Origin of the sequence: Vibrio atypicus (assembly GCF_009811315.1) — a bacterium.
GTDB classification, from domain to species: Bacteria; Pseudomonadota; Gammaproteobacteria; order Enterobacterales; family Vibrionaceae; genus Vibrio; species Vibrio atypicus.
In genome coordinates this window covers 166124-187110 of record NZ_BLID01000006.1, presented here as the reverse complement: position 1 = coordinate 187110, position 20987 = coordinate 166124, and the positions used below count along the sequence as shown (strand labels likewise).

Here is a 20987-nt window from a genome sequence, read left to right as displayed (position 1 = left end):
GTGCCATTTTTGTTTGCATTCCACCTTGATACCCTTATCCTTTCTGCAAATCCATTTTTAGCTTGAACTCATGAACATCGTGATACTCGGTCCCGGAGCGGTTGGTTCGCTTTGGGCGAATGCATTCCTCCATGCTGGGCACTCCGTTTCTCTCTGCTCAAGGCAATCGGCCAAACAGCTTTCGATTCAAGTCGATCAGTATAATGCAGCGCTATTTGCTAACAATGATAAGCAAAGCATTCAAGATGCCGACTTACTATTAGTTACGGTCAAAGCACCACACGTGATAACTGCTCTCACGCCTCTGCTGCCTCAGATATCTCCGGATTGTATGATCATGTTAATGCACAATGGCATGGGTACGGCAGAAGATGTGATTGAGTTCCTGCCTAACAATCCATTATTACTTGCGACAACCACCCATGGCGCTTACCGAGAATCATCTCAACGTGTCTTACATACGGGATTAGGTACAACCCAGTTAGGTGGCTACAATGATAAAGGTAAACAGTGCGCGTTCCTCGAAGAGGTCTTTCAACATGCACTGCCTGAGGTAAAGTGGAATCACGATATCCTTCATGCGTTGTGGCATAAGTTAGCCATCAACTGTGCTATCAACCCTCTTACTGCAATTCATCAAGTGACTAACGGAACTCTGGCTCAAGAAGAGTTTTCCCTACTGTTAAGCAGAGTTATCGATGAAGTATCACAAATCCTAACGGCAGAAGAGATAAGGTTGTCGAAAAAACAACTTGAAGATAGCATTTTCAAAGTCATTGAGTTAACAGCAAAAAATCACTCCTCTATGCAGCAAGATGTTTTTCATCGCCGTGCTACTGAGATAGATTTCATTACTGGCTATTTGCTGCATAAAGCCAAGCATCACAATATTGCGGCAACTGAAAATACAGCCTTATACCAACAGATTAAACAAATTGAACAGAGCTGGAATCATGAGTAAAAAAGTACTAATCCCTATCGCCCCTGGCACCGAAGAAATGGAAGCGGTAACCATTATCGATATTATGGTTCGCGCCGGATATGACGTCGTGGTCGCCAGTGCTGATTTCGATGGTCAATTAACCATGAAAGGCTCTCGTAATATCACTTTGACTGCTGACTGCAAGTTGGTCGATATTGCAGATGATGAGTTTGATGCTGTCATCCTTCCTGGTGGCGTAGGTGGCGCTGAAACTTTCCGAGATAGCACCGTTTTAGTTGAGATTGTTCGACAACAAATGTACGAAAGCAAACTGGTTGCTGCCATTTGCGCCGCCCCTGCTCTGGTTCTAGCTCACCATAATCTCTACCCAGAAGCTCTAATGACTTGCCACCCAAGCTTTCAGCAGCACATTGCGGATAAATTATGGCGAGTAAAACGCGTCACTTATGATGTAAACCATAACCTGCTCACTAGCCAAGGCCCGGGGACAGCTCTAGAGTTTGCTATCGAGATCATTCTTAACCTATCAGGTAAAGCGCTGGCTTGGGAAGTCGCTGAACCCATGATCACTTTACCGACGCTTCACTACTCCAAATTCGGTGAAGCGTAATGCTGGATGTAAGCCAAATTCAGTCTCAGTTTCCGGCACTCAAACAACAAGTAAACCAACAGCGATTGGTCTATTTAGATAGCGCGGCAACAACGCAAAAACCCCAGTGTGTAATTGATAGTATTAGCCACTATTACAGCCAACAAAATGCCAATGTTCACCGCGGTAGCCACAGCTTAACCGCCAATGCCACCAGCCAATTTGAAGCCGCGCGTGAGTCAGTTGCACAATTTATTGGCGCAGCAACCAGCAAAGAGATCATTTGGACTCGCGGGGCGACAGAAGCACTGAACTTAATCGCTCAAACTTATGCACGTAGCATCCTGCAGCCCGGTGATGAAATTCTAGTGGGTGAAATGGAGCACCATGCCAATATTGTTCCTTGGCAAATCGTTGCGGAGCAGACTGGTGCAACGGTAGTAAAAATACCAATGACAGATGACTGCCAACTCGATATAGCGCAGTTTCAAAAGCGATTGTCAGAGAAAACTAAGCTGGTTGCCGTGGCACATATTACGAATGTTACCGGTACTCGCCAGCCCATCGAACACATTATAGAGCAAGCCCATCAAATGGGGGCTGTTGTAGTCATCGATGGCGCGCAAGGCATCGTACATGAAAAGGTAAACGTTCAAGATCTAGGCGCGGACTTTTATGTCTTCTCAGGACACAAACTATTTGCTCCTGCGGGTATCGGCGTTTTATGGGGAAGACTCGATTTACTCGAAGCTATGCCACCTTGGCATGGTGGCGGAAAGATGGTTGAGAAAGTCTCGTTTTCTGGCACCACCTACAGCGCATTACCTGGAAAATTTGAAGCAGGTACACCGAATGTTGCAGGCGCTATTGCTCTTAAAACAGCCATAGATTGGAGCCAATCATTTAACCCAATTGAAGTTGAACAGCATATTCACAGCTTGGTTGAAAACGCTCGCCAGCGCCTCAGCAAAATTGAGGATGTCACTTTATTAGGCTATCAAACTGGTGCTTCAGTGATCTCTTTTGTTATCGATGGAGTCCACCACCAAGATGTCGCAACCTTGCTCGATCAACAAGGTATTGCTGTCCGCGCTGGCAACCACTGTGCCCATCCGTTAATGGACGCTTTGAATGTTAAAGGGACTATTCGAGCTTCGTTTGCTATCTACAATACACAAGAAGATGTAGATAGGCTGATCGAAGCCGTCGAGAAAGCAGTAGATATGCTGTAAAGATGGAGAGTGTTTAGGGTTGGCAAAATGCCAACCCTTCGTTTTTTGGCTCCGTCTTCGGTCTATAGAATGACAGTTCTAGATCCTAAAAAAGCTTTCGTCTACAACTCATCAAACGCTTCAATCGCTTCCGACAGCTTCTTCACGCCATGAATCTGCATACCTGGAATGCCACCTTTAGGCATGTTGGCAGCTGGAACAATTGCCTTTTTAAAGCCATGTTTAAAGGCTTCATTCAATCGCTCTTGCCCGCTTGGAACTGGGCGAATTTCACCAGCTAGGCCCACTTCACCAAATACCACGACATCTTTAGCCAAAGGTCTATCTCTGAAACTTGAAAGCAGAGCCATCACTAGCGCCAAGTCAGCACTGGTTTCAGTCACCTTAACGCCGCCTACAACATTGACAAAGACATCCTGATCAGCCATTTGCAGACCACCATGCTTGTGAAGTACCGCCAGTAAAAGAGACAAGCGGTTTTGCTCAAGGCCGACAGCAACGCGGCGTGGGTTTGCCAGTTGCGAGTAATCTACTAACGCTTGGATCTCTACCAATAATGGGCGAGTCCCTTCCCAAACCACCATCACAGAGCTACCAGAGGTCTCTTCTTCACCGCGAGAAAGGAAAATTGCCGAAGGGTTGCTTACCTCTCTAAGTCCCTGTCCCGTCATCGCAAATACACCAAGTTCATTCACAGCACCAAAACGGTTCTTGTGGCTGCGCATGGTTCTAAAACGGTTGTCTGTCCCCCCATCGAGCAACACGGAGCAGTCAATGATGTGTTCGAGCACTTTCGGGCCAGCAAGCGTACCGTCTTTCGTTACATGTCCGACAATAAATACAGAAACATTGTTCTGCTTTGCATAGCGGGTCAGCGCCGTCGCAGATTCTCTCACTTGCGCCACACTTCCCGGAGAAGATTGAACATCAGCAACATGCATCACCTGAATGGAGTCAATCACCATGATCTTCGGCTGCTCTTTTTCAGCGATCTGGCAGATGCGATCCACGTTGGTCTCAGACAACATCTTTAAGTTTTCTTTTGGCAAACCTAAACGAGACGCGCGCATTGCGACCTGCTGCAATGACTCTTCACCAGTGACATAAAGCGTTGGCATTTGAGATGCTAGATAACACATAGTTTGCAACAATAGTGTCGATTTACCCGCACCAGGGTTACCACCAATTAAGATTGCAGCTCCAGGTACAACGCCGCCCCCTAAAACACGGTCGAATTCTTTATATCCTGTCGTAAAGCGGGGCACTTCTTGTAGATCGATCTCAGATAACGTCTGAACTTGCGTTTCGCCACTATTACCCGCATAACCCATTAAACGTTCGCTTCGAGCAGCAGCAGGTGACGCCGCTAAACGCACTTCACTGATCGTGTTCCATGCGCCACATGCGTTACATTGCCCTTGCCAACGAGGGAAGTCTGCACCACAGTCATTACATACATATGCTCTTTTTGCTTTAGCCATGTCGCCTCAAATTAGTATTTGTGAAGTGAGAGATTGATTCGAGCTTAATTTTGCTTGATTCGCGGTAACATATCACTAAAGATCTTAATATCAAGGTCGATACACTAAGTACGGAGTACTTTAAACAGAAAATATGCAACAGCCAGAAATACTGTCTATAGCAGAAAGACTAATACCTGCTTATCATGCTGACGATTTTGATTTCCTTCTAGGTCAGATGACTGAGGGTGAACCGCCATCGGTCAAAATCCTAGTAAAAATGGAACTGAATCGTGTCATGGCGCCTTGCACCAAGAGTATTGATCTCAGAGGTCGAGTCCAAGGTGAGTGCCGTGAGTATGAATTAGACGGTCTAAAACACTGGCTAGATGACGTTGCATTCAATGCCTATCACAAAAACACGCGTAAATTTGGCACCTATACCGAGGGAGTATGGGAAGCTCTTTGCAATACTCACAATAACTTCCGAGTTATGAAACAAAGAGGCCAATCAGCACGCAGCGATAGCGCCCCTGAGAGCCACGCACTTGAAGTTGAGGCAATTAACCTAGGTTATGACTTAAAACGTCAAGAAAACCGCTTGAGGCTCTCTTCTCAAATAGAAATTCATCTTGCCAGCCGTCAACTCGTTCATGCAGTAACCGTCGATCTTTCTCCATCTGGTGCAAAATTCAAGGTACCTTCTGCGTTTGATTACAAACTTGGAGAGATCATCCAAGTTCGATTTGTTGAACTGGAAAAAAACAGTGACATCGAAGGCATCGATCAGCCTATTTCATACCGCATTGTTGGTGTTGATGACTCTTATGAAAATGATGCAGTCAAGTTTTTGCGCTTACTCAAACTCGACGACAGCAACACGCTTGCTGCCGTTATAGAGAAATATCTAAAAAGCGATGCGCAGAAAGCTCGTCACGACAACCAAGACAAAATCATCCGCGCCCGATCACGTGGCTTTGAACATACTTACCTAAAGCATACCTGCAATTTACCGGTCTTCTTTAGTGGTAATGAACTCAAGCTGGTGTTGATGACGGAAAACAATCAGTCCATTTGGCAATATTGGCAAGATGAGCGCAATCAACAAACCTTGAATAGTTTATTTCACGATCAAAGGATGGCGCAGCTCACCACACCGGGTATGAAAGGCAGTAACAACGTACTTTACGCTTTTACTCATGAGCACAAAGGGCAAACGCTATTCTTTTCAATGATGATGCCTGAAGCCACTCGCGAAGTGAGACAACTCTTTTGGCACATAGGTGCAAAGAAAGAGACTTGGAAAGCGTTTCGACTCTCGGTCTTTGAACTCTCCGATGAGGAGCGTGCAGAGCTATCACAACACTCAACTGAATTAGGCCTTGAGCCAAACTCATTGACTCATTGCGGTATGCTGCAAGAGATCAGTGACGAAACCTGTCGCAAAGATTATCTGTTAACCGATAAGCCTAAACTAGCCAGTAGCGAGCTAAACCGCTTTCGCCATACTCGAAACCCAAGCTACAACCCTGTTTGCCTCTATTTTGATGCTAAATCACGTCGTAAAGAAGCAAGATATCAATTTAAATCTCCATTAGAGCTCACGACGGAGAATGACGAAGTTTTATCTGGTGTGACATTAGACTTATCGAAGCATGGGGCAAGCATCGCCCTTTCGCAACCTACTCGCCTAAAAGCGGACGATCTTTGTCATATCAACTTTAACGAATTGCAGCTCTACGATAAAAAGCTCCCCCTTGATAGTGTTCCTTACAAAGTGGTTCGCATTAGCCCAAGTGGTAAACGCCTGCAACTCGCCATTATCGAAGAGAGCCAAAACCTACGTGTTATCGCCTTTTTTGGTCGTTTGATTAGCCACAACCAAGAAAAATTGGTCGCGAAGCAAGAACTGCTCCCTAGCAATGAATTGCTTGAAGGGCTGCATGACATCCTGCTCGATAAAGTAGTTAGCACACCTATTTTCGTCGAAAAAAGAGGCAGTAATTTAAGCCCTAAAGTCATCGGTATTAACTACCCTATTCCAGGCTATTTAAAGCTGCTAGCAAAACTCGGTAGCGGAGAAAACTATTCACTAGAACCTATCTATAAAGGTCGTGCGAGTACTTTATTGGCCCAACCGATGAAGCGTATCGAAGGGGCACAACCTCAGTATCATGACCTTTACTTGATGGTACTTAAATTTGGTAAGCGTATTCAATCCGTTGAATCCAAGCTAGTAAGCGAATTCAATGGGATTAAAGAACGTATCGATTTCATCAAGAAAGCACAATTGATGGGTGAGTTTTACGCAATTCGTGTTTGTGGCGCCCCCGTATTTGATCCAATGACTGCGCTGGTTCAAAAAGATTTAGGTGAGTTGAGCCAGGTTAGCCTTCACAAAGCGAGAGCTCTTGAAAAAGAGATCAACAGCATCGTCGGCTATGGAGAGATCACCGATATCACGGAAGAAGTACTCATACGCTTGGAGCTCACTCAATAAAAAAGGTGAGCATTCCAGCTCACCTTTTTAATATCCCTAGTCATTCTTTAAAGTGGAGAAAAGCTCACTCTTTTTTGCTTCACTAGCATAGCGGAAAGAATACAAATCACGCCACCAAGACCACTGTAACGAATCGCAGCCTGCGCTTGTTGCTCAACCTTAGGTTTTGCATGGTAAGCGATACCTAACCCTGCAACGCCCATCATGGTCAAATCATTTGCACCATCACCCACGGCAATCGTGTTATGTGGCTCAACATCATACTGCTCTGCTAATTCTTCCAAAATATCCGCTTTTGTTTGCGCAGAAACGACGCCACCTAATACTTGCCCAGTTAACTTTCCATCAACGATTTCCAGTTGATTGGATTGAGCATGATCAAGACCCAGCTCTTGCTTAAGATAATCGGAGAAGTAGGTAAATCCGCCTGATGCAATGGCCGTTTTCCAACCAAACTGCTTAAAAGTATTGATCAGCTCAACCAAGTCCGGCATGAAAGGAAGGTCTTTTCTTACTTCAGCTAGAATCGCTTCGTCTGCACCCGCTAACGTGCCAACACGCTGGCGTAAGCTTTGTTCAAAATCCAACTCACCTTGCATCGCGCGCTCGGTGACTTCGGCAACTTCTTCCCCAACACCGGCAAGCTTTGCAATTTCATCAATACACTCAATTTGAATGGCAGTGGAATCCATATCAAATACCACAACGCCCGGCCTGGTTAAATCTGGAATGTCTTGCAGTTTGGCATAATCAAGCTCAAGTGCTTGCAAAATCTCTTCGTGCTCAGGTGTTAATTGCCCTGCCATGAGTGCCACTTCGTATTGACCCACTTTCCATACATCAACCACTGAGTTGTAGTATCCGGTAAAGAAATCAATGTCTTCAAACTGACCTGCTGATAAGAAAGTCCCATAAACAATCCAATTTGCTTTGGCTTTATCAAAGCTATTGCTCGAACGAGTTTCAGGGAGACGATTAACAAGTGGGATATGACGACGAATAGAAAGTGTTGTAAACCTGTCCATGTTTAAAATCCTTAGAAAACCTGACAACACGTTAACCTATTGCAATTTGAAAGCGCAAGTCTCAATATGTTCTTCAGCTAAATTTAACGATATTTTGGTGCCTAATGGACTCATCTCTGTTTTCATTTCGAAATGCGCTTAGAGCGCTCGCAATCCTCTCTTTGATCGCTATGGTGGCTGTAATTGGCGTAAATAGTGTCAAAATTACCAAGAGTAATGAGCAGATCCAGAAAAACCAACTTGAGACGCTAACTCAAACCTTGATCTCTCAAGCTTCATTGTCGGCTGGAGATATGATCGTAGGCCAAGATCAAGAGCGCTTACTTAAACTGACGAATCAACTAGCGCAAGATACACTAGTGTATGACGCAACCATTTATGATGCTGAAGGCATTCGTTTAGCATCGAGTGATAGCGCTAAATCCGTGCGTGAGATCTTAGGTCTAGATACCCCACTAGAAACAGCTCGTATTGGTAAGCAACAACTAGTCGAACCTATTATTCGCGACAATGTAGTGTTAGGTTTCGTGCGCGTTACTTTTGAGAATGGACGCCTGACGGCCTATTCTGATCACTATTATCGTAAAAGTGATCGATACATGTACACCATGGTAGGTATGAGTTTCGTTGCTGGCTTTTTACTTGCGGTGGTTATTCGACGTAGACCGAAACGCCAAGGTGAGAACTTGTTGCTGAAAGATATGTAACGAGAAGCAAGAGAATTGAAAGGGTCGACACATTGTGCCGACCCTTTGTTTTACGCATCATCCCTGTTCAGAAGGAGAAAATAGGGAATGACTCAGCCTGATTTCTACTCTTGATCACCAAGAAGAACCGAATCAAGCGCGATGATCATCATGTCGTTGAACGTGGTTTGGCGCTCATCAGAAGTCGTTTGCTCGCCTGTCTTAATATGGTCAGATACAGTACAGATTGTCAGTGCTTTTGCGCCGTACTCTGCACATACCCCATAAATACCTGCCGCTTCCATCTCTACGCCCACAATGCCATATTTGTCCATCACATCGAACATTTCAGGATCTGGCGTGTAGAAAAGTTCTGCTGAAAATAGGTTACCAACCTTAACTTCCACACCCAATGCTTTCGCTGCATCTTCTGCTGCGCGAACCATTTTGTAGTCAGCAATTGCAGCAAAGTCATGACCTTTAAAGCGAATACGGTTCACTTTAGAATCCGTACATGCACCCATACCGATCACAACATCACGAACTTTAATATCTTCGCTCACAGCGCCACAACTACCGACGCGAATGATCTTCTTCACGCCAAAATCTTTGATCAGCTCAGTAGCGTAGATTGAACATGATGGAATACCCATACCGTGGCCCATTACAGAGACTTTACGGCCTTTGTAAGTGCCTGTGTAGCCGTACATATTGCGTACATCACACACTTGAACTACTTCTTCTAGGAAGGTTTCTGCGATGTATTTTGCACGTAGCGGATCACCCGGCATAAGTACAACATCAGCAAATGCGCCCATTTCAGCATTGATATGTGGAGTTGCCATGATTCAATTTCCTTTTCTTGAACAGAGTCAGTAAACACAGACAAAATAATAGAGGAGCATGCTCCTCTATTGATTAAGAATTAAATGATTATAGGAAGTTTTTCCCATATTCCATCGGTGATGTACCAAAATGGCTTGCTAGCGTTTGGCCAATATCTGCAAAAGTATCACGCAGGCCAAGCGAACCCGCTGGTACCTTTGGACCGTAAACGATCACTGGGATGTGCTCACGAGTGTGGTCAGTACCTGGCCATGTCGGATCACAACCGTGGTCAGCCGTTAGGATAAGCACATCGTCTTCTTCCATTAGCTCTAGGACTTCGTTGATGCGACCATCAAAATATTCTAGTGCAGCCGCGTAGCCTGCAACATCACGGCGGTGGCCGTACGCTGAGTCGAAATCTACGAAGTTAGTGAAAACAATTGTATTGTCTTCCGCTTGTTTGATCTGCTCTAGCGTTGCTTCAAATAGTGCAGGAATGCCTGTCGCTTTCACTTTTTGAGTGATACCGCAGTTAGCGTAGATATCGGCAATCTTACCGATAGAAACCACTTCACCTTGTTTCTCTTCAACCAATTTTTGCAATACGGTTGCTGCTGGTGGCTCGACCGATAGGTCACGACGGTTACCAGTCCGCTCAAATTGGCCTTTACCAGCACCAATGAATGGACGAGCAATAACACGGCCAATGTTGTAGTCTTCAAGCTCTTCACGTGCAATTTGGCATAGGTCTAGAAGTTTTTGCAGACCGAATGTCTCTTCGTGACACGCAATCTGGAATACCGAATCCGCTGAAGTATAGAAGATTGGTAGACCAGACTTCATGTGCTCTTCACCTAGGTTATCTAGGATCTCAGTACCTGATGAGTGGCAATTACCTAAGAAACCATCTAGGCCAGCACGCTCTAAAATGCGGTCTGTTAGCTCTTTAGGGAAGCTATTCTCTTTATCAGTGAAATAGCCCCAATCAAATAGAACTGGCACGCCTGCGATTTCCCAGTGGCCTGACGGTGTATCTTTACCGGAAGAAAGCTCAGCTGCATGGCCGTAAGCACCGATGATTTCAGCGTCAGCGTCAAGACCAGGAGCAAAGTTACCTGTCGACTCTTTATGTGCCATCGCTAGACCAAGTTTCGATAGGTTAGGTAGCTTAAGTGCACCGCTACGATCTGCGTTGTCAGCCAAACCTTTATCACACTGCTCCGCGATGTGACCTAAGGTATCAGAACCCACATCACCAAAATCTTTCGCATCAGCCGTTGCACCGATACCAAATGAGTCTAAGACTAAAATAAATGCTCTTTTCATTGCTCTCTTCCTTTAACTGGCCGAGAGCAAAAGCTCAATCGACCAATCTAATAATAATAGTAATTCAACTCTAAATAGTTGGACTTGCAGCAAGGCAACAAGCAAGTGAATCCCCTGAGCATAGCTCGTCTATGTGACTGGGGTGAGCGAGCGTAGTTAACGCCGCTGCAAGTTCAAATATGAAGAGTTTAAAGATCTTCAGCGCGAATCTGACGGTACACCTCTGGCGTTGGCGTATATTCACCACCAATCGTGATTGCGGCTTTCAGTGCATTCGCTGCTTCTTGCCACTGCTCTTCACTGCGAGCATGGATTACCGCAAGAGGCTTGTCACTTGACGCTTGTTCACCCAAGCGGATAAAGCTATCAAAACCAACAGCATAGTCGATTACGTCCGTTGCCACACGGCGACCGCCGCCCATAGCAACCACTGCCATACCAATTGCACGAGTGTCCATTGCTGAAACAACGCCAGACTCATCAGCATATACTGGCTTGATGATTTCTGCTTTTTCGAGGTAATTGTCGTAGTTTTCTACGAAATCTACTGGGCCACCAAGGCCTGCAACCATCTTACCAAAGCACTCTGCAGCTTTACCGTTATCTAGCACAGCCATCAGCTTTTCGCGCGCATCTTCAGTGCTATCAGCAAGCTTAGCCAGTACTAACATTTCTGCACAAGATGCCATAGTCACTTCAAGTAGACGAGGGTTACGGTATTCACCCGTTAAAAACTGTACCGCTTCACGTACTTCCACAGCGTTACCAGCTGAAGACGCAAGTACTTGGTTCATGTCAGTTAGGATTGCGGTTGTCTTGGTACCAGCACCATTTGCTACTGCTACGATTGATTTAGCTAGCTCTTCAGATGCTTCGTAAGTTGGCATGAATGCACCAGAACCTACTTTTACATCCATAACTAGAGATTCAAGGCCTGCTGCTAGTTTTTTAGATAGAATTGAAGCAGTGATAAGCGAAATATTGTCTACTGTCGCGGTAATATCGCGAGTCGCGTATACACGCTTGTCAGCTGGTGCTAAATCACCAGTTTGACCAATAATCGCCACGCCTGCATCTTTAGTTACATCACCAAATACTTCGTTGGTTGGTGTGATGTTGTAGCCAGGAATTGACTCAAGCTTGTCTAGCGTGCCGCCAGTGTGGCCAAGACCACGACCAGAAATCATTGGAACGAAACCACCACATGCTGCCACCATAGGGCCAAGCATTAGTGAAGTAACGTCACCCACACCACCGGTTGAGTGTTTATCAACGATAGGACCACCAAACTCTTTGTGGCTCCAGTCGATCACCATACCAGAATCACGCATTGCACAAGTTAGTGCGATACGCTCAGGCATTGTCATTTCGTTGAAAAAGATTGCCATTGCAAATGCCGCGATCTGACCTTCAGACACTTCATTTTTTGCAACGCCTTGAATGAAAAAGTTGATTTCTTCGGCTGTTAGAACTTCGCCGTCACGCTTTTTACGAATAATTTCTTGAGGTAAGTACATTAGATCCTCCCATGCTTTGAGAAGCAAGGTTGTAAGGTATAGAGGTAATGTGGAGCAGTGAATCACTACTCCACCAAACAGACTTTATTTTTATTAATTCTCTAAATAGGAAGAGAAAATTAGTAAGCTGCTGGATCAGCAGTTTCGTCTGTCACTTCTAATGTATTAAGTAGGTTAGTTAGCAGGCTTGACGCACCGAAACGGTAGTGACGAGCATCAACCCAGTTGTCACCTAGGATATCATCAGCCATTGCTAAGTACGCTTGCGCGTCTTCTGCTGTACGTACGCCACCCGCTGGCTTGAAGCCTACAGTTTCTGCAACGCCCATATCGCGGATCACTTCAAGCATCATGCGAGCGTATTCTGGTGTCGCGTTTACTGGCACTTTACCCGTTGAAGTTTTAATGAAATCAGCACCTGCTTTGATACAGATTTCAGAAGCTTTTTTGATTAGCGCTTCTTCTTTTAGTTCACCAGTTTCGATGATCACTTTAAGAAGGATGTCACCACACGCTTCTTTACATTGCTTCACTAGCTCGAAGCCAACTTCTTCGTTACCTGCCATTAGAGCACGGTATGGGAATACTACGTCTACTTCATCTGCACCATAAGCAACTGCCGCTTTTGTCTCAGCAACTGCGATCTCGATGTCGTCGTTACCGTGTGGGAAGTTAGTTACAGTTGCGATACGAACTTCTGGTGTACCTTGCTCACGAAGTGTCTTCTTAGCAATAGGAATAAAGCGAGGGTAAATACAAATGGCAGCTGTGTTACCTACTGCTGATTTTGCGTCATGACAAAGTGAAATAACTTTCGCATCTGTATCATCATCATTCAGCGTAGTTAGGTCCATTAGTTTAAGTGCACGTAGTGCTGCTGCTTTTAAATCGCTCATTTCTATCTCCGATCAATATTCAAAAATTTTACGGCTCAACCCGACTATCGAGTTGGCGATGTAGTCATTAATGAACGGACTTGGTTCCTTGAAGACTCAGGGGGAAACAGCGAATTGCCCCCTAATTGCTATCCTTGTCACCGCACAGTACCAGTTTGGTCTATGGCACAACAATCTGCGATTGAGTGTCTAACGGTATATGCAGCTCACGCTGCGACTAGCGCGTATCATACTCCTTGTATTAATCAGCGCTAGCTAAAAAACTTTTCAATAATCCATTGATAAGTTACGCCACCTAAGTAAACACCGACAATCCCCATCACTCCTGATAAAACGGGTGGCGCGGGTACCGGTAACTTGATGACTGAAAACAGGATTCCGACAACAAACCCAGCTAGGGTTGCGAGGATAACTTCATTCATGAGCTATGCCCTACTTTCTATAGATATATACATTATAGATATTTGTCGCAAAACTGTAGTGGCTCATAGAGCGCAAACGGTTTGTATCTCAAAAAAGAGGGTGTTCAACGTTTGCTCAATTGCAAACACCCTTAAACACTCTCATCAAGTGTTGGTTATGAAGGTAATTAATCCCTCCATAACGTTTTTCAATATAGTGAGTGTAAGAACAAGGTTCCTATGGAATCGAATCCTCAGGAGCTTAGTTAACTAGGTGAACGAGGTGAGAAACCGCATTCAACGTAGTTATTGCACTCACTATCCAGAAAAAACAAAAGCCCCGCAGCAAGAAACTTGCTACGGGGCTTTATAAAACGGCGTCTATATAATCTTTCTTACTAGATTAGAAAGATAGGAAGAAGCCAGCAATTGTCGCTGCCATCAGGTTAGATAGAGTACCAGCACAAACCGCTTTAACACCCATACGAGCGATGTCGTGACGACGGTTTGGAGCTAGACCACCTAGACCACCTAGTAGAATCGCGATAGAAGAAAGGTTTGCGAAACCACATAGAGCGAATGCGATGATTGCTTGAGTCTTCTCAGACATTACTGCACCTGTCGCTGCAACAACTTGAGCGTTCTCGCCAACGTAAGGTACGAAGTTTAGGTAAGCTACGAATTCGTTAACAACCAGTTTCTGACCGATGAATGAACCAGCAACTGTTGCTTCAGCCCAAGGAACACCGATAAGGAATGCTAGAGGAGCGAACAACCAACCTAGAAGAAGTTCTAGTGTTAGGTTTTCCATACCGAACCAACCGCCAACGCCACCTAGGATACCGTTGATAAGAGCGATTAGACCGATGAATGCTAGTAGCATAGCACCAACGTTTAGAGCTAGTTGTAGACCAACTGATGCGCCGCCTGCTGCTGCGTCGATAACGTTAGCAGGTTTATCATCACCGCCATCAATGTCACTACCTAGATTCTCATCTGGCGTGTCAGTTTCAGGTTTGATGATTTTAGCGAATAGTAGACCACCTGGTGCTGCCATGAATGATGCTGCTACAAGATACTCTAGAGGTACACCCATAGATGCGTAACCTGCTAGTACACCACCAGCAACCGACGCTAGACCACCACACATTACCGCAAACAGCTCAGACTGAGTCATTTTAGGAACAAACGGACGAACCACTAGTGGTGCTTCAGTTTGACCAACGAAGATGTTAGCTGCTGCAGACATAGACTCGGCACGTGAAGTACCTAGTGCTTTTTGTAGGCCACCACCAAGAATCTTGATAACCCATTGCATAGCACCAATGTAGTAAAGTACAGAGATCAGCGCAGAGAAGAAGATTAGCGTTGGTAGTACTTGGAAAGCAAAGATGAAACCGATACCGTCAACTGAGAAGTTAACTAAGCTTCCGAATAGGAAACCAGTACCGTCTTTACCGTAGTCGATAACGTTTTGTACACCAGCTGAGAAACCAGCTAGAAGGTCACGACCCCATGGTACGTATAAAACGAAACCACCGATGATGAATTGGATAGCAAATGCGCCACCCACAGTTCTTAGATTGATAGCTTTGCGGTTATCAGACAGTAGTAATGCAATTCCTAGCAATACTGCCATACCGACTAGGCTCATAAACAGGCTCATAGTTTATGACTTCCTTATATGTTATTTATTGGCGTGTAACAAAATGGAGCTCAAAAGCGGGGGTGATTATACTCATCCGTCCATTGATAAAGTAATGCCATCCTCACAGTTTCTAATAAGATTCATCATCCGTTCACTCATTTACGTGAAGAAGATCACCATTCAGTCGTATGGTAATCATTAAAAGAACAATTTCTTTGGATTTTATTCACAAATACCGAACGCCAAATTGCCATTTTTCCAAACGTTTTCAGCAATCGTTTGCCTTGACATTCCTTTTAAGCTTGCGAGACAGGACACTATTTCACCTATCATCTTCGGATGATTGGCCTTGCCTTGATGGCCGTTCAATGGCATGTCGGGAGAATCGGTCTCTAAAACTAATTTTTCGAGCGGTAACTGAGCGACTGCTTGGCGAGTTTTCTTCGCTCTTGGATAGGTAATTACGCCACCAACTCCGATATAAAAACCGCACTCAATAAACTGCATAGCTTGTTGGTAGCTCCCCGAAAAGCCATGCAATACACCTCCATATTGAAACCTATTTTGTTTCAATAATTGAAGGAGGCGATTGTCGGTTTTACGGCTATGCAAAATTATTGGTAACTGATGTTGATCTGCCATCTTTATTTGGTGGATGAAAATACGCTCTTGAAGAGCCATATCAACTTTAACCATAGCATCAAGACCACACTCTCCGACCGCAACACATTTATCAGAACGCTGACTAAGAAGAGTATTGAGATCATCTAACTCTCGCTCACTCTGCTCAGATAAAAAGTAAGGGTGCATTCCAAGCGCGTAAAAGATATTTTCATACTGCTGAGATAAGTCGGATACCACTTGCCAGTTTTCTGAACTGATAGTCGGAATGATTAGACGCTCTACACCGGCTTGACGCGCTAGAGATAAATGAGTGGAGAAATCAGTTCGAAACGGCTCAAAATCGAAATGACAGTGGGTATCAAAATGGCGCATTAACGCTGCGCCTTTTTATTATCTTTGGAAGAATGGGGCGAATCACTTCGGTAGGGGACGCAGCTGCGTTTATTTTCAGGGGTAAGCCCCATCGACTTACACCAAGCATCATATTTCGATAGTGCTTTTTTAAACCAATTGAGCATCCTCACTCCCCTTTCTTACTTAATTACTGCTCTTCACGTTTAAAGACCAGCTCTGTTGGTGTCGACTCTGCTTCAACAAAGTAATAGCCTGCCGTATCAAACTTAGTCAGTTCAGCCACACTCGTGATTTTGTTTTCTATAATATAGCGCGCCATCATGCCACGAGCTTTCTTAGCGTAGAAACTAATGACTTTAAATTGGCCATTCTTACAATCTTTAAATACCGGTGTAATAATCTGCGCATCAAGTGCTTTAGGTTTAACGGCTTTGAAGTATTCATTCGAGGCCAAGTTAACCAAAACGTTATCACCTTGATCAGCAATGGCTTCATTAAGCTTCTCTGTAATGACATTACCCCAAAACTGGTACAGATTAGTTCCTTTATCGTTTGCAAGCTTAGTCCCCATCTCAAGACGATATGGTTGCATCAAATCAAGAGGTTTTAGTAAACCGTACAGGCCAGAAAGCATACGTAAATGGTTTTGAGCATAGTCGAAATCTGCATCCGTTAAGGATTCTGCATCTAGCCCAGTGTAAACATCCCCTTTAAACGCAAGGATAGCTTGGCGAGCATTGTCCATTGTGAACTCTTCGCTCCACTCTTGAAAACGCCCCACATTCAAATCAGCAATCTTATCACTCACCTTCATCAAGCTGGCAACATCGGCAGGAGTCAATTTACGACATACCTCAATCAGCTGTTTTGAATATTCCACTAACTCAGGTTGAGTAAACTTGGTGGTGGCTAACGGTGATTCATAATCTAGTGTTTTCGCAGGGGAAACGACAATAAGCATGACTTAACTCTATCCATTTATCTGTTTTATTAAACTTAGGGTACAAAAAAAGCCATGCGTTGTCTGCATGGCTTTTTGAATCGTTTTAATAGGCTTCATCTATATAGATGAGCTCACTATTAGTCTTTTTTGCTCTGATCCCAGATTCCATCCTCTAGCTGAGATTTAAGCTCAGGGAAATCATTTGAATCAAAGGTCGGAACTTTACCTTCGCTTAATTGGCGGTTGTAGTCCTTAGCTAACTTAATAACGATACCTGAAAGCAGAATAATCGCCACCAAGTTAACAATCGCCATTAAGCCCATAGAAACGTCAGCGAGTGCCCATACCACAGGTAGAGAAGCCACTGCACCAAACATTACCATACCTAAAACGATGATACGGAATAAGCCTAGACCCGCTTTGTGGTTGTGCTCTAGGAAGATTAAGTTCGTCTCAGCGTAAGAGTAGTTTGCAATGATTGACGTAAATGCAAAGAAGAAGATAGCGATCGCGACAAAGATACCGCCCCACTCACCCACTTGCGAGCTTAGTGCACTTTGTGTCAACTCAATACCTGTTACTTCACCATGTGGAACGTATTCACCAGACATCAAGATGATAGCCACTGTCGCTGAACAGATAACGATAGTATCCATAAATACACCTAACATCTGCACGTAACCTTGTGACGCTGGGTGTGGTGGATACGGCGTTGCTGATGCTGCCGCGTTTGGCGCAGAACCCATACCTGCTTCGTTCGAGAACAGACCACGCTTAATACCGTTGATCATCGCTTGTGCGATTGCATAACCAAGGCCACCTGCCGCTGCTTCTTGCAAACCAAATGCGCTCTTGAAGATAAGCTCAAGTACTGCTGGCAGTTTTTCAATGTTCATGATCATCACAGACATTGCCAGTAGTAAGTACGCCAATGCCATAACTGGAACAACCAATTCAGCAACGCGAGCGATACGCTTGATACCACCGAAGATAACCACAGAAGAAAGTAATACAACAAACACGCCAACGTAGGTGTCTTCCCAACCGAATGCATTGTGCATCGCGTTAGCAATTGAGTTTGCTTGTACTGCATTAAAAACTAAACCAAAGGCGATGATCAGGAAGATTGAGAACAGTACACCCATCCAGCGCATACCGAGACCTTTCTCCATGTAGTACGCGGGACCACCACGGTAGTTTCCGTCATCATCTTTCGTTTTGTATAGCTGCGCCAGTGTGCTTTCCGCGAATGATGTCGCCATACCAAGCATTGCGATTAGCCACATCCAGAAGATAGCGCCAGGACCACCAGCAGTCAGTGCAACAGCCACACCGGCCATGTTACCTGTACCTACACGAGCAGCAAGACTGGTACAAAGAGCTTGAAAAGATGAGATACCAGCAGTGTCAGCTTTGCGGCTGTTCTTCAATACAGAGAACATATGGCCAAAATGACGGAATTGGATAAAGCCCAAACGGACTGTAAAGTAAATCCCTACACCGACCAGTAGATAAACCAGAATAGACCCCCAAAGCAGGTCATTCATCAAATTAATTAAGTCTGTCATAAGATCCTCATATTGAGATTTCGCTGACCTCTGCTTCCAAGCCATCCATCTAACTGCTCAACTAAGTGTCAAGATTGCTTAGTGTTTAATATTATTTTTATGCAGTTTAGATCTGTAAAACTCGCATCATGCTTCCATTTTACGTATCAGCGTATTTTTTGACGGGCGGATAATGCAGCTAAGTATGGCAAAAATCAATATGCATCAAAACACACTACAATGTTATTTTTCACTATAAAATCACCGTCGATTAACACAAACAAGAACAAACAAACCACAAAACCAGTACATTAACATTAATTATTAACAACATTGACAAAGATAAGTCTAGATAAAAAACAGCATACCAATAAATATATGACACGCCTTACTCAATAAGGTCTGAAACCGAGATTGAGTTCCAGGCAAATGTGTTTTCGAAAGCCTGTTTTATTCCCTATGAAGGCGTGATTGCATAACACGCCTTTTTGCCCCCACTCGACACACTCGGTTAACAATCATATATTGAGAATTTAATCGTTTTCGTGAAATTGTTTGCGCAAAAAAGCATCAAGTTTGACTTAAAAATCTGTGAAGCGCTGTAGAAATTTCCAGAAAAAGTTCATCGAATCGTAACAAATGAGAAACGAATCAAAGATACGCTGCAGTCAGAATGGTATTTAATAAATGCCCCTTCAAAGAGTAATAATTAAATAGAGGTAGCTTATGGAAGGCTTAAACTTTGAAGAAATCATGGAAATGAATATGCCGAGATCAAGAGCGGCTCGCTCTAAACCGGTAAAGCGTAAATGGCGCGAAATAGAAGCGATTAAGGATAGACAGCGACTTAAGCGTGAATTAAAAGAAATGGATATTGGGTTTGAAGATCTTGCTGATCTCGAGTTCTAAAAAAAGAGGCTAAATGCCTCTTTTTTGCTATCTGTTCTTTAGAAACAACAGACCTTAATAAATTGAGCAGGAGCTTACAGTGCCTCTTGCTCATTTTGTCTGACTCTTGCAGCAAGTTGCTGATACTGTTCTGCTATCGTGTCACCGAATACCGGATCATCCTCATTAATACTCCACAGCAACTCAACAGCTTGCCAATCTTGCACAGTAAAATTGCGTATGATCATCGGCAAGACGGAGTGCTCTTCCATCTCTAAATGTTGGCGCTGAGACTGGACAAATTCTTTCAATTGACCAACAAAAATATCTTGAGGAACAACTGCATCTTGCAAAATCATTTCAACCGTTTCTAAGAACTCATGCGTTTTTTTTGACAAGAGTTTATGTTCAGACTCTAAATCTTCAATCGCTTCTAGATGACCAAATTTATCTAAGTAGTACTGATAGATGATATCTTCTTTGGGATGATGAACTCGCTCCGAATGATCGGAAAGATAAGCAACAATCTCATGCAGCAACGAATAATTTATCGCTTGTTCACTCTCTAACATGGCAATCTTTTGCTTTAAAACCGCCAATAAGCGAACCATATAGCCGTGTTCTCTTCTGATCCTTTCAATCATCATAGCATTCTCCCTAACACCTACTTTTGATAAGTGTATAGGAGTTCTCAAAATGACGCTTTGATTCTGCTCGAATTTTACTCAATTACTCTCTTATTAAAGAGCAACATCAAGTGGCAAATTCCAATCAATGCTTTTATCTCCCTGCTGTAGCAATAGCTGATTCGTTTTCGAAAAATGACCACAACCAAAGAAACCACGACGAGCAGACAGAGGTGAAGGGTGAGGCGCTTCTAGAACATGATGTTTTTCACGATCAATAAACTGCCCCTTCTTCTGAGCATGCGCCCCCCACAATAAAAACACTACCCCATTGCGTTTCTGATTAAGTGTATCAATGACATTGCTGGTAAACGTTTCCCACCCTATTTTCGAATGAGAGTGAGCCTTCCCTTGCTCTACCGTCAAAACCGTATTCAATAACAGTACCCCTTGCTCAGCCCAAGACTGCAGATAGCCGTGCATCGGAATTTGAAATCCATTGATATCTTGAGCCAGCTCTTTATAGATATTAACCAGTGAAGGGGGCGTTTTCACTCCAGGCAGGACTGAAAAGCAAAGACCATGCGCTTGATTAGGGCCGTGATATGGGTCTTGACCCAAGATCACCACTTTTACATCATCAAATGCCGTTGCAGAAAAGGCATTAAATACATCATCATCTGCTGGAAACACACCTTTACCTGCAGCACGTTCTGCCGACACATAATCCAATATCGCTTGGAAATAAGGTTGCTGTTTTTCTGCCTGGATATAATCTTGCCAAGTGAGTGATGAGGTCATGCTCTGTTCCTTCTATTACTATCGACAAGATTGTCGCAAAAATAGTAGAAGGAACAAAGCTCAGTTTAAGTGGTTACTGTTTCTGAGGTGTACGATAATGACCTTGGCCTGTGATGTGTCGATTAGGCATTGGTAAACGAACTGGTCGATAAG

20 protein-coding genes are annotated in these 20987 nt (G+C 44.1%); 6 read left to right on the top strand and 14 right to left on the bottom strand.

Translation table 11 applies throughout. The features are described from left to right. The first annotated feature begins 70 nt into the window (after positions 1–70). The 3 genes from panE to csdA are packed head-to-tail and all read left to right on the top strand — an operon-like array spanning position 71 to position 2764. The gene (gene panE, locus GVO60_RS14185) at positions 71–961 is read left to right on the top strand and encodes a 2-dehydropantoate 2-reductase (RefSeq protein ID WP_159655142.1); all 891 of its coding nucleotides are present in this window, start codon (positions 71–73) and stop codon (positions 959–961) included. Continuing rightward, the gene (locus GVO60_RS14180; RefSeq protein WP_159655140.1) at positions 954–1553 is read left to right on the top strand and encodes a DJ-1 family glyoxalase III; all 600 of its coding nucleotides are present in this window, start codon (positions 954–956) and stop codon (positions 1551–1553) included. Before panE ends, GVO60_RS14180 begins: the two co-directional genes overlap by 8 nt. Beyond that, the gene (gene csdA / locus GVO60_RS14175) at positions 1553–2764 is read left to right on the top strand and encodes a cysteine desulfurase CsdA (protein WP_159655138.1); all 1212 of its coding nucleotides are present in this window, start codon (positions 1553–1555) and stop codon (positions 2762–2764) included. The genes GVO60_RS14180 and csdA overlap by 1 nt, the downstream gene beginning before the upstream one ends. Before the next feature lie 101 nt (positions 2765–2865). Here csdA and radA read toward each other — a convergent pair whose 3' ends face one another. Beyond that, positions 2866–4245, bottom strand: a complete 1380-nt coding sequence (radA, locus tag GVO60_RS14170; protein WP_159655136.1) for a DNA repair protein RadA — start codon at positions 4243–4245, stop codon at positions 2866–2868. Between the two features lie 133 nt (positions 4246–4378). Between radA and GVO60_RS14165 the strand changes: the two genes are divergently transcribed. Next, positions 4379–6724, top strand: coding sequence for a PilZ domain-containing protein (locus GVO60_RS14165; protein ID WP_159655134.1), 2346 nt, complete (start codon positions 4379–4381; stop codon positions 6722–6724). Positions 6725–6771: 47 nt separating this feature from the next. Here GVO60_RS14165 and serB read toward each other — a convergent pair whose 3' ends face one another. After that, positions 6772–7749 (bottom strand): phosphoserine phosphatase, encoded by a 978-nt coding sequence (gene serB / locus GVO60_RS14160; protein WP_159655132.1) that lies wholly within the window; start codon positions 7747–7749, stop codon positions 6772–6774. 104 nt (positions 7750–7853) lie between these two features. On the opposite strand from serB, the gene GVO60_RS14155 reads away from it, so the two are divergent. Beyond that, positions 7854–8456, top strand: a complete 603-nt coding sequence (locus GVO60_RS14155) for a YtjB family periplasmic protein (protein ID WP_159655130.1) — start codon at positions 7854–7856, stop codon at positions 8454–8456. Positions 8457–8560: 104 nt separating this feature from the next. On the opposite strand, the gene deoD is transcribed toward GVO60_RS14155, so the two are convergent. The 10 genes from deoD to GVO60_RS14105 form a co-directional block, all read right to left on the bottom strand. Next, positions 8561–9280: a purine-nucleoside phosphorylase gene (deoD, locus tag GVO60_RS14150; protein ID WP_159655128.1), complete on the bottom strand. Its 720-nt coding sequence runs from the start codon at positions 9278–9280 to the stop codon at positions 8561–8563. A gap of 88 nt (positions 9281–9368) precedes the next feature. Continuing rightward, positions 9369–10589, bottom strand: coding sequence for a phosphopentomutase (locus GVO60_RS14145; RefSeq protein ID WP_159655126.1), 1221 nt, complete (start codon positions 10587–10589; stop codon positions 9369–9371). Positions 10590–10777: 188 nt separating this feature from the next. After that, on the bottom strand, positions 10778–12106 hold the full coding sequence (deoA, locus tag GVO60_RS14140) for a thymidine phosphorylase (protein WP_159655124.1): 1329 nt from the start codon (positions 12104–12106) through the stop codon (positions 10778–10780). A gap of 119 nt (positions 12107–12225) precedes the next feature. Then, the gene (deoC, locus tag GVO60_RS14135) at positions 12226–13002 is read right to left on the bottom strand and encodes a deoxyribose-phosphate aldolase (protein WP_159655122.1); all 777 of its coding nucleotides are present in this window, start codon (positions 13000–13002) and stop codon (positions 12226–12228) included. A 251-nt stretch (positions 13003–13253) separates the two neighbouring features. After that, the gene (locus tag GVO60_RS14130) at positions 13254–13424 is read right to left on the bottom strand and encodes a XapX domain-containing protein (protein WP_159655120.1); all 171 of its coding nucleotides are present in this window, start codon (positions 13422–13424) and stop codon (positions 13254–13256) included. 382 nt (positions 13425–13806) lie between these two features. Further along, the gene (locus tag GVO60_RS14125; protein WP_159655118.1) at positions 13807–15069 is read right to left on the bottom strand and encodes a NupC/NupG family nucleoside CNT transporter; all 1263 of its coding nucleotides are present in this window, start codon (positions 15067–15069) and stop codon (positions 13807–13809) included. Between the two features lie 204 nt (positions 15070–15273). Beyond that, entirely contained in the window at positions 15274–16047 is a 774-nt protein-coding gene (locus GVO60_RS14120; protein WP_159655116.1) for a TatD family hydrolase, read from the bottom strand. Further along, entirely contained in the window at positions 16047–16193 is a 147-nt protein-coding gene (locus tag GVO60_RS14115) for a DUF5363 family protein (protein ID WP_159655114.1), read from the bottom strand. The genes GVO60_RS14120 and GVO60_RS14115 overlap by 1 nt, the downstream gene beginning before the upstream one ends. Positions 16194–16216: 23 nt before the next feature. After that, the gene (gene yaaA / locus GVO60_RS14110) at positions 16217–16990 is read right to left on the bottom strand and encodes a peroxide stress protein YaaA (RefSeq protein WP_159655112.1); all 774 of its coding nucleotides are present in this window, start codon (positions 16988–16990) and stop codon (positions 16217–16219) included. A gap of 119 nt (positions 16991–17109) precedes the next feature. After that, positions 17110–18540 carry an alanine/glycine:cation symporter family protein gene (locus GVO60_RS14105; RefSeq protein ID WP_159655110.1) on the bottom strand — a complete coding sequence of 477 codons (1431 nt, stop codon included), beginning with the start codon at positions 18538–18540 and terminating at the stop codon, positions 17110–17112. A 705-nt stretch (positions 18541–19245) separates the two neighbouring features. Here GVO60_RS14105 and GVO60_RS14100 point away from each other — a divergent pair. Beyond that, positions 19246–19428: a DUF3545 family protein gene (locus GVO60_RS14100; RefSeq protein ID WP_159655108.1), complete on the top strand. Its 183-nt coding sequence runs from the start codon at positions 19246–19248 to the stop codon at positions 19426–19428. A 74-nt stretch (positions 19429–19502) separates the two neighbouring features. Here GVO60_RS14100 and GVO60_RS14095 read toward each other — a convergent pair whose 3' ends face one another. Then, on the bottom strand, positions 19503–20054 hold the full coding sequence (locus GVO60_RS14095; protein WP_159655106.1) for a hemerythrin domain-containing protein: 552 nt from the start codon (positions 20052–20054) through the stop codon (positions 19503–19505). A 93-nt stretch (positions 20055–20147) separates the two neighbouring features. Further along, positions 20148–20834 carry a uracil-DNA glycosylase gene (gene ung, locus GVO60_RS14090; RefSeq protein WP_159655104.1) on the bottom strand — a complete coding sequence of 229 codons (687 nt, stop codon included), beginning with the start codon at positions 20832–20834 and terminating at the stop codon, positions 20148–20150. Positions 20835–20987 lie beyond the last annotated feature (153 nt).

Bases quoted from the DNA above. Each gene is read 5' to 3' on its own strand.
- radA (WP_159655136.1), bottom strand. From the start codon at position 4,245: ATGGCTAAAGCAAAAAGAGCATATGTATGTAATGACTGTGGTGCAGAC.
- GVO60_RS14180 (WP_159655140.1), top strand. From the start codon at position 954: ATGAGTAAAAAAGTACTAATCCCTATCGCCCCTGGCACCGAAGAAATG.
- serB (WP_159655132.1), bottom strand. From the start codon at position 7,749: ATGGACAGGTTTACAACACTTTCTATTCGTCGTCATATCCCACTTGTT.
- csdA (WP_159655138.1), top strand. From the start codon at position 1,553: ATGCTGGATGTAAGCCAAATTCAGTCTCAGTTTCCGGCACTCAAACAA.
- ung (WP_159655104.1), bottom strand. From the start codon at position 20,834: ATGACCTCATCACTCACTTGGCAAGATTATATCCAGGCAGAAAAACAG.
- GVO60_RS14125 (WP_159655118.1), bottom strand. From the start codon at position 15,069: ATGAGCCTGTTTATGAGCCTAGTCGGTATGGCAGTATTGCTAGGAATT.
- GVO60_RS14155 (WP_159655130.1), top strand. From the start codon at position 7,854: ATGGACTCATCTCTGTTTTCATTTCGAAATGCGCTTAGAGCGCTCGCA.
- GVO60_RS14100 (WP_159655108.1), top strand. From the start codon at position 19,246: ATGGAAGGCTTAAACTTTGAAGAAATCATGGAAATGAATATGCCGAGA.
- GVO60_RS14145 (WP_159655126.1), bottom strand. From the start codon at position 10,589: ATGAAAAGAGCATTTATTTTAGTCTTAGACTCATTTGGTATCGGTGCA.
- GVO60_RS14165 (WP_159655134.1), top strand. From the start codon at position 4,379: ATGCAACAGCCAGAAATACTGTCTATAGCAGAAAGACTAATACCTGCT.
- GVO60_RS14105 (WP_159655110.1), bottom strand. From the start codon at position 18,540: ATGACAGACTTAATTAATTTGATGAATGACCTGCTTTGGGGGTCTATT.
- GVO60_RS14120 (WP_159655116.1), bottom strand. From the start codon at position 16,047: ATGCGCCATTTTGATACCCACTGTCATTTCGATTTTGAGCCGTTTCGA.
- deoA (WP_159655124.1), bottom strand. From the start codon at position 12,106: ATGTACTTACCTCAAGAAATTATTCGTAAAAAGCGTGACGGCGAAGTT.
- deoD (WP_159655128.1), bottom strand. From the start codon at position 9,280: ATGGCAACTCCACATATCAATGCTGAAATGGGCGCATTTGCTGATGTT.
- GVO60_RS14115 (WP_159655114.1), bottom strand. From the start codon at position 16,193: ATGCTCAATTGGTTTAAAAAAGCACTATCGAAATATGATGCTTGGTGT.
- yaaA (WP_159655112.1), bottom strand. From the start codon at position 16,990: ATGCTTATTGTCGTTTCCCCTGCGAAAACACTAGATTATGAATCACCG.
- panE (WP_159655142.1), top strand. From the start codon at position 71: ATGAACATCGTGATACTCGGTCCCGGAGCGGTTGGTTCGCTTTGGGCG.
- GVO60_RS14095 (WP_159655106.1), bottom strand. From the start codon at position 20,054: ATGATGATTGAAAGGATCAGAAGAGAACACGGCTATATGGTTCGCTTA.
- deoC (WP_159655122.1), bottom strand. From the start codon at position 13,002: ATGAGCGATTTAAAAGCAGCAGCACTACGTGCACTTAAACTAATGGAC.
- GVO60_RS14130 (WP_159655120.1), bottom strand. From the start codon at position 13,424: ATGAATGAAGTTATCCTCGCAACCCTAGCTGGGTTTGTTGTCGGAATC.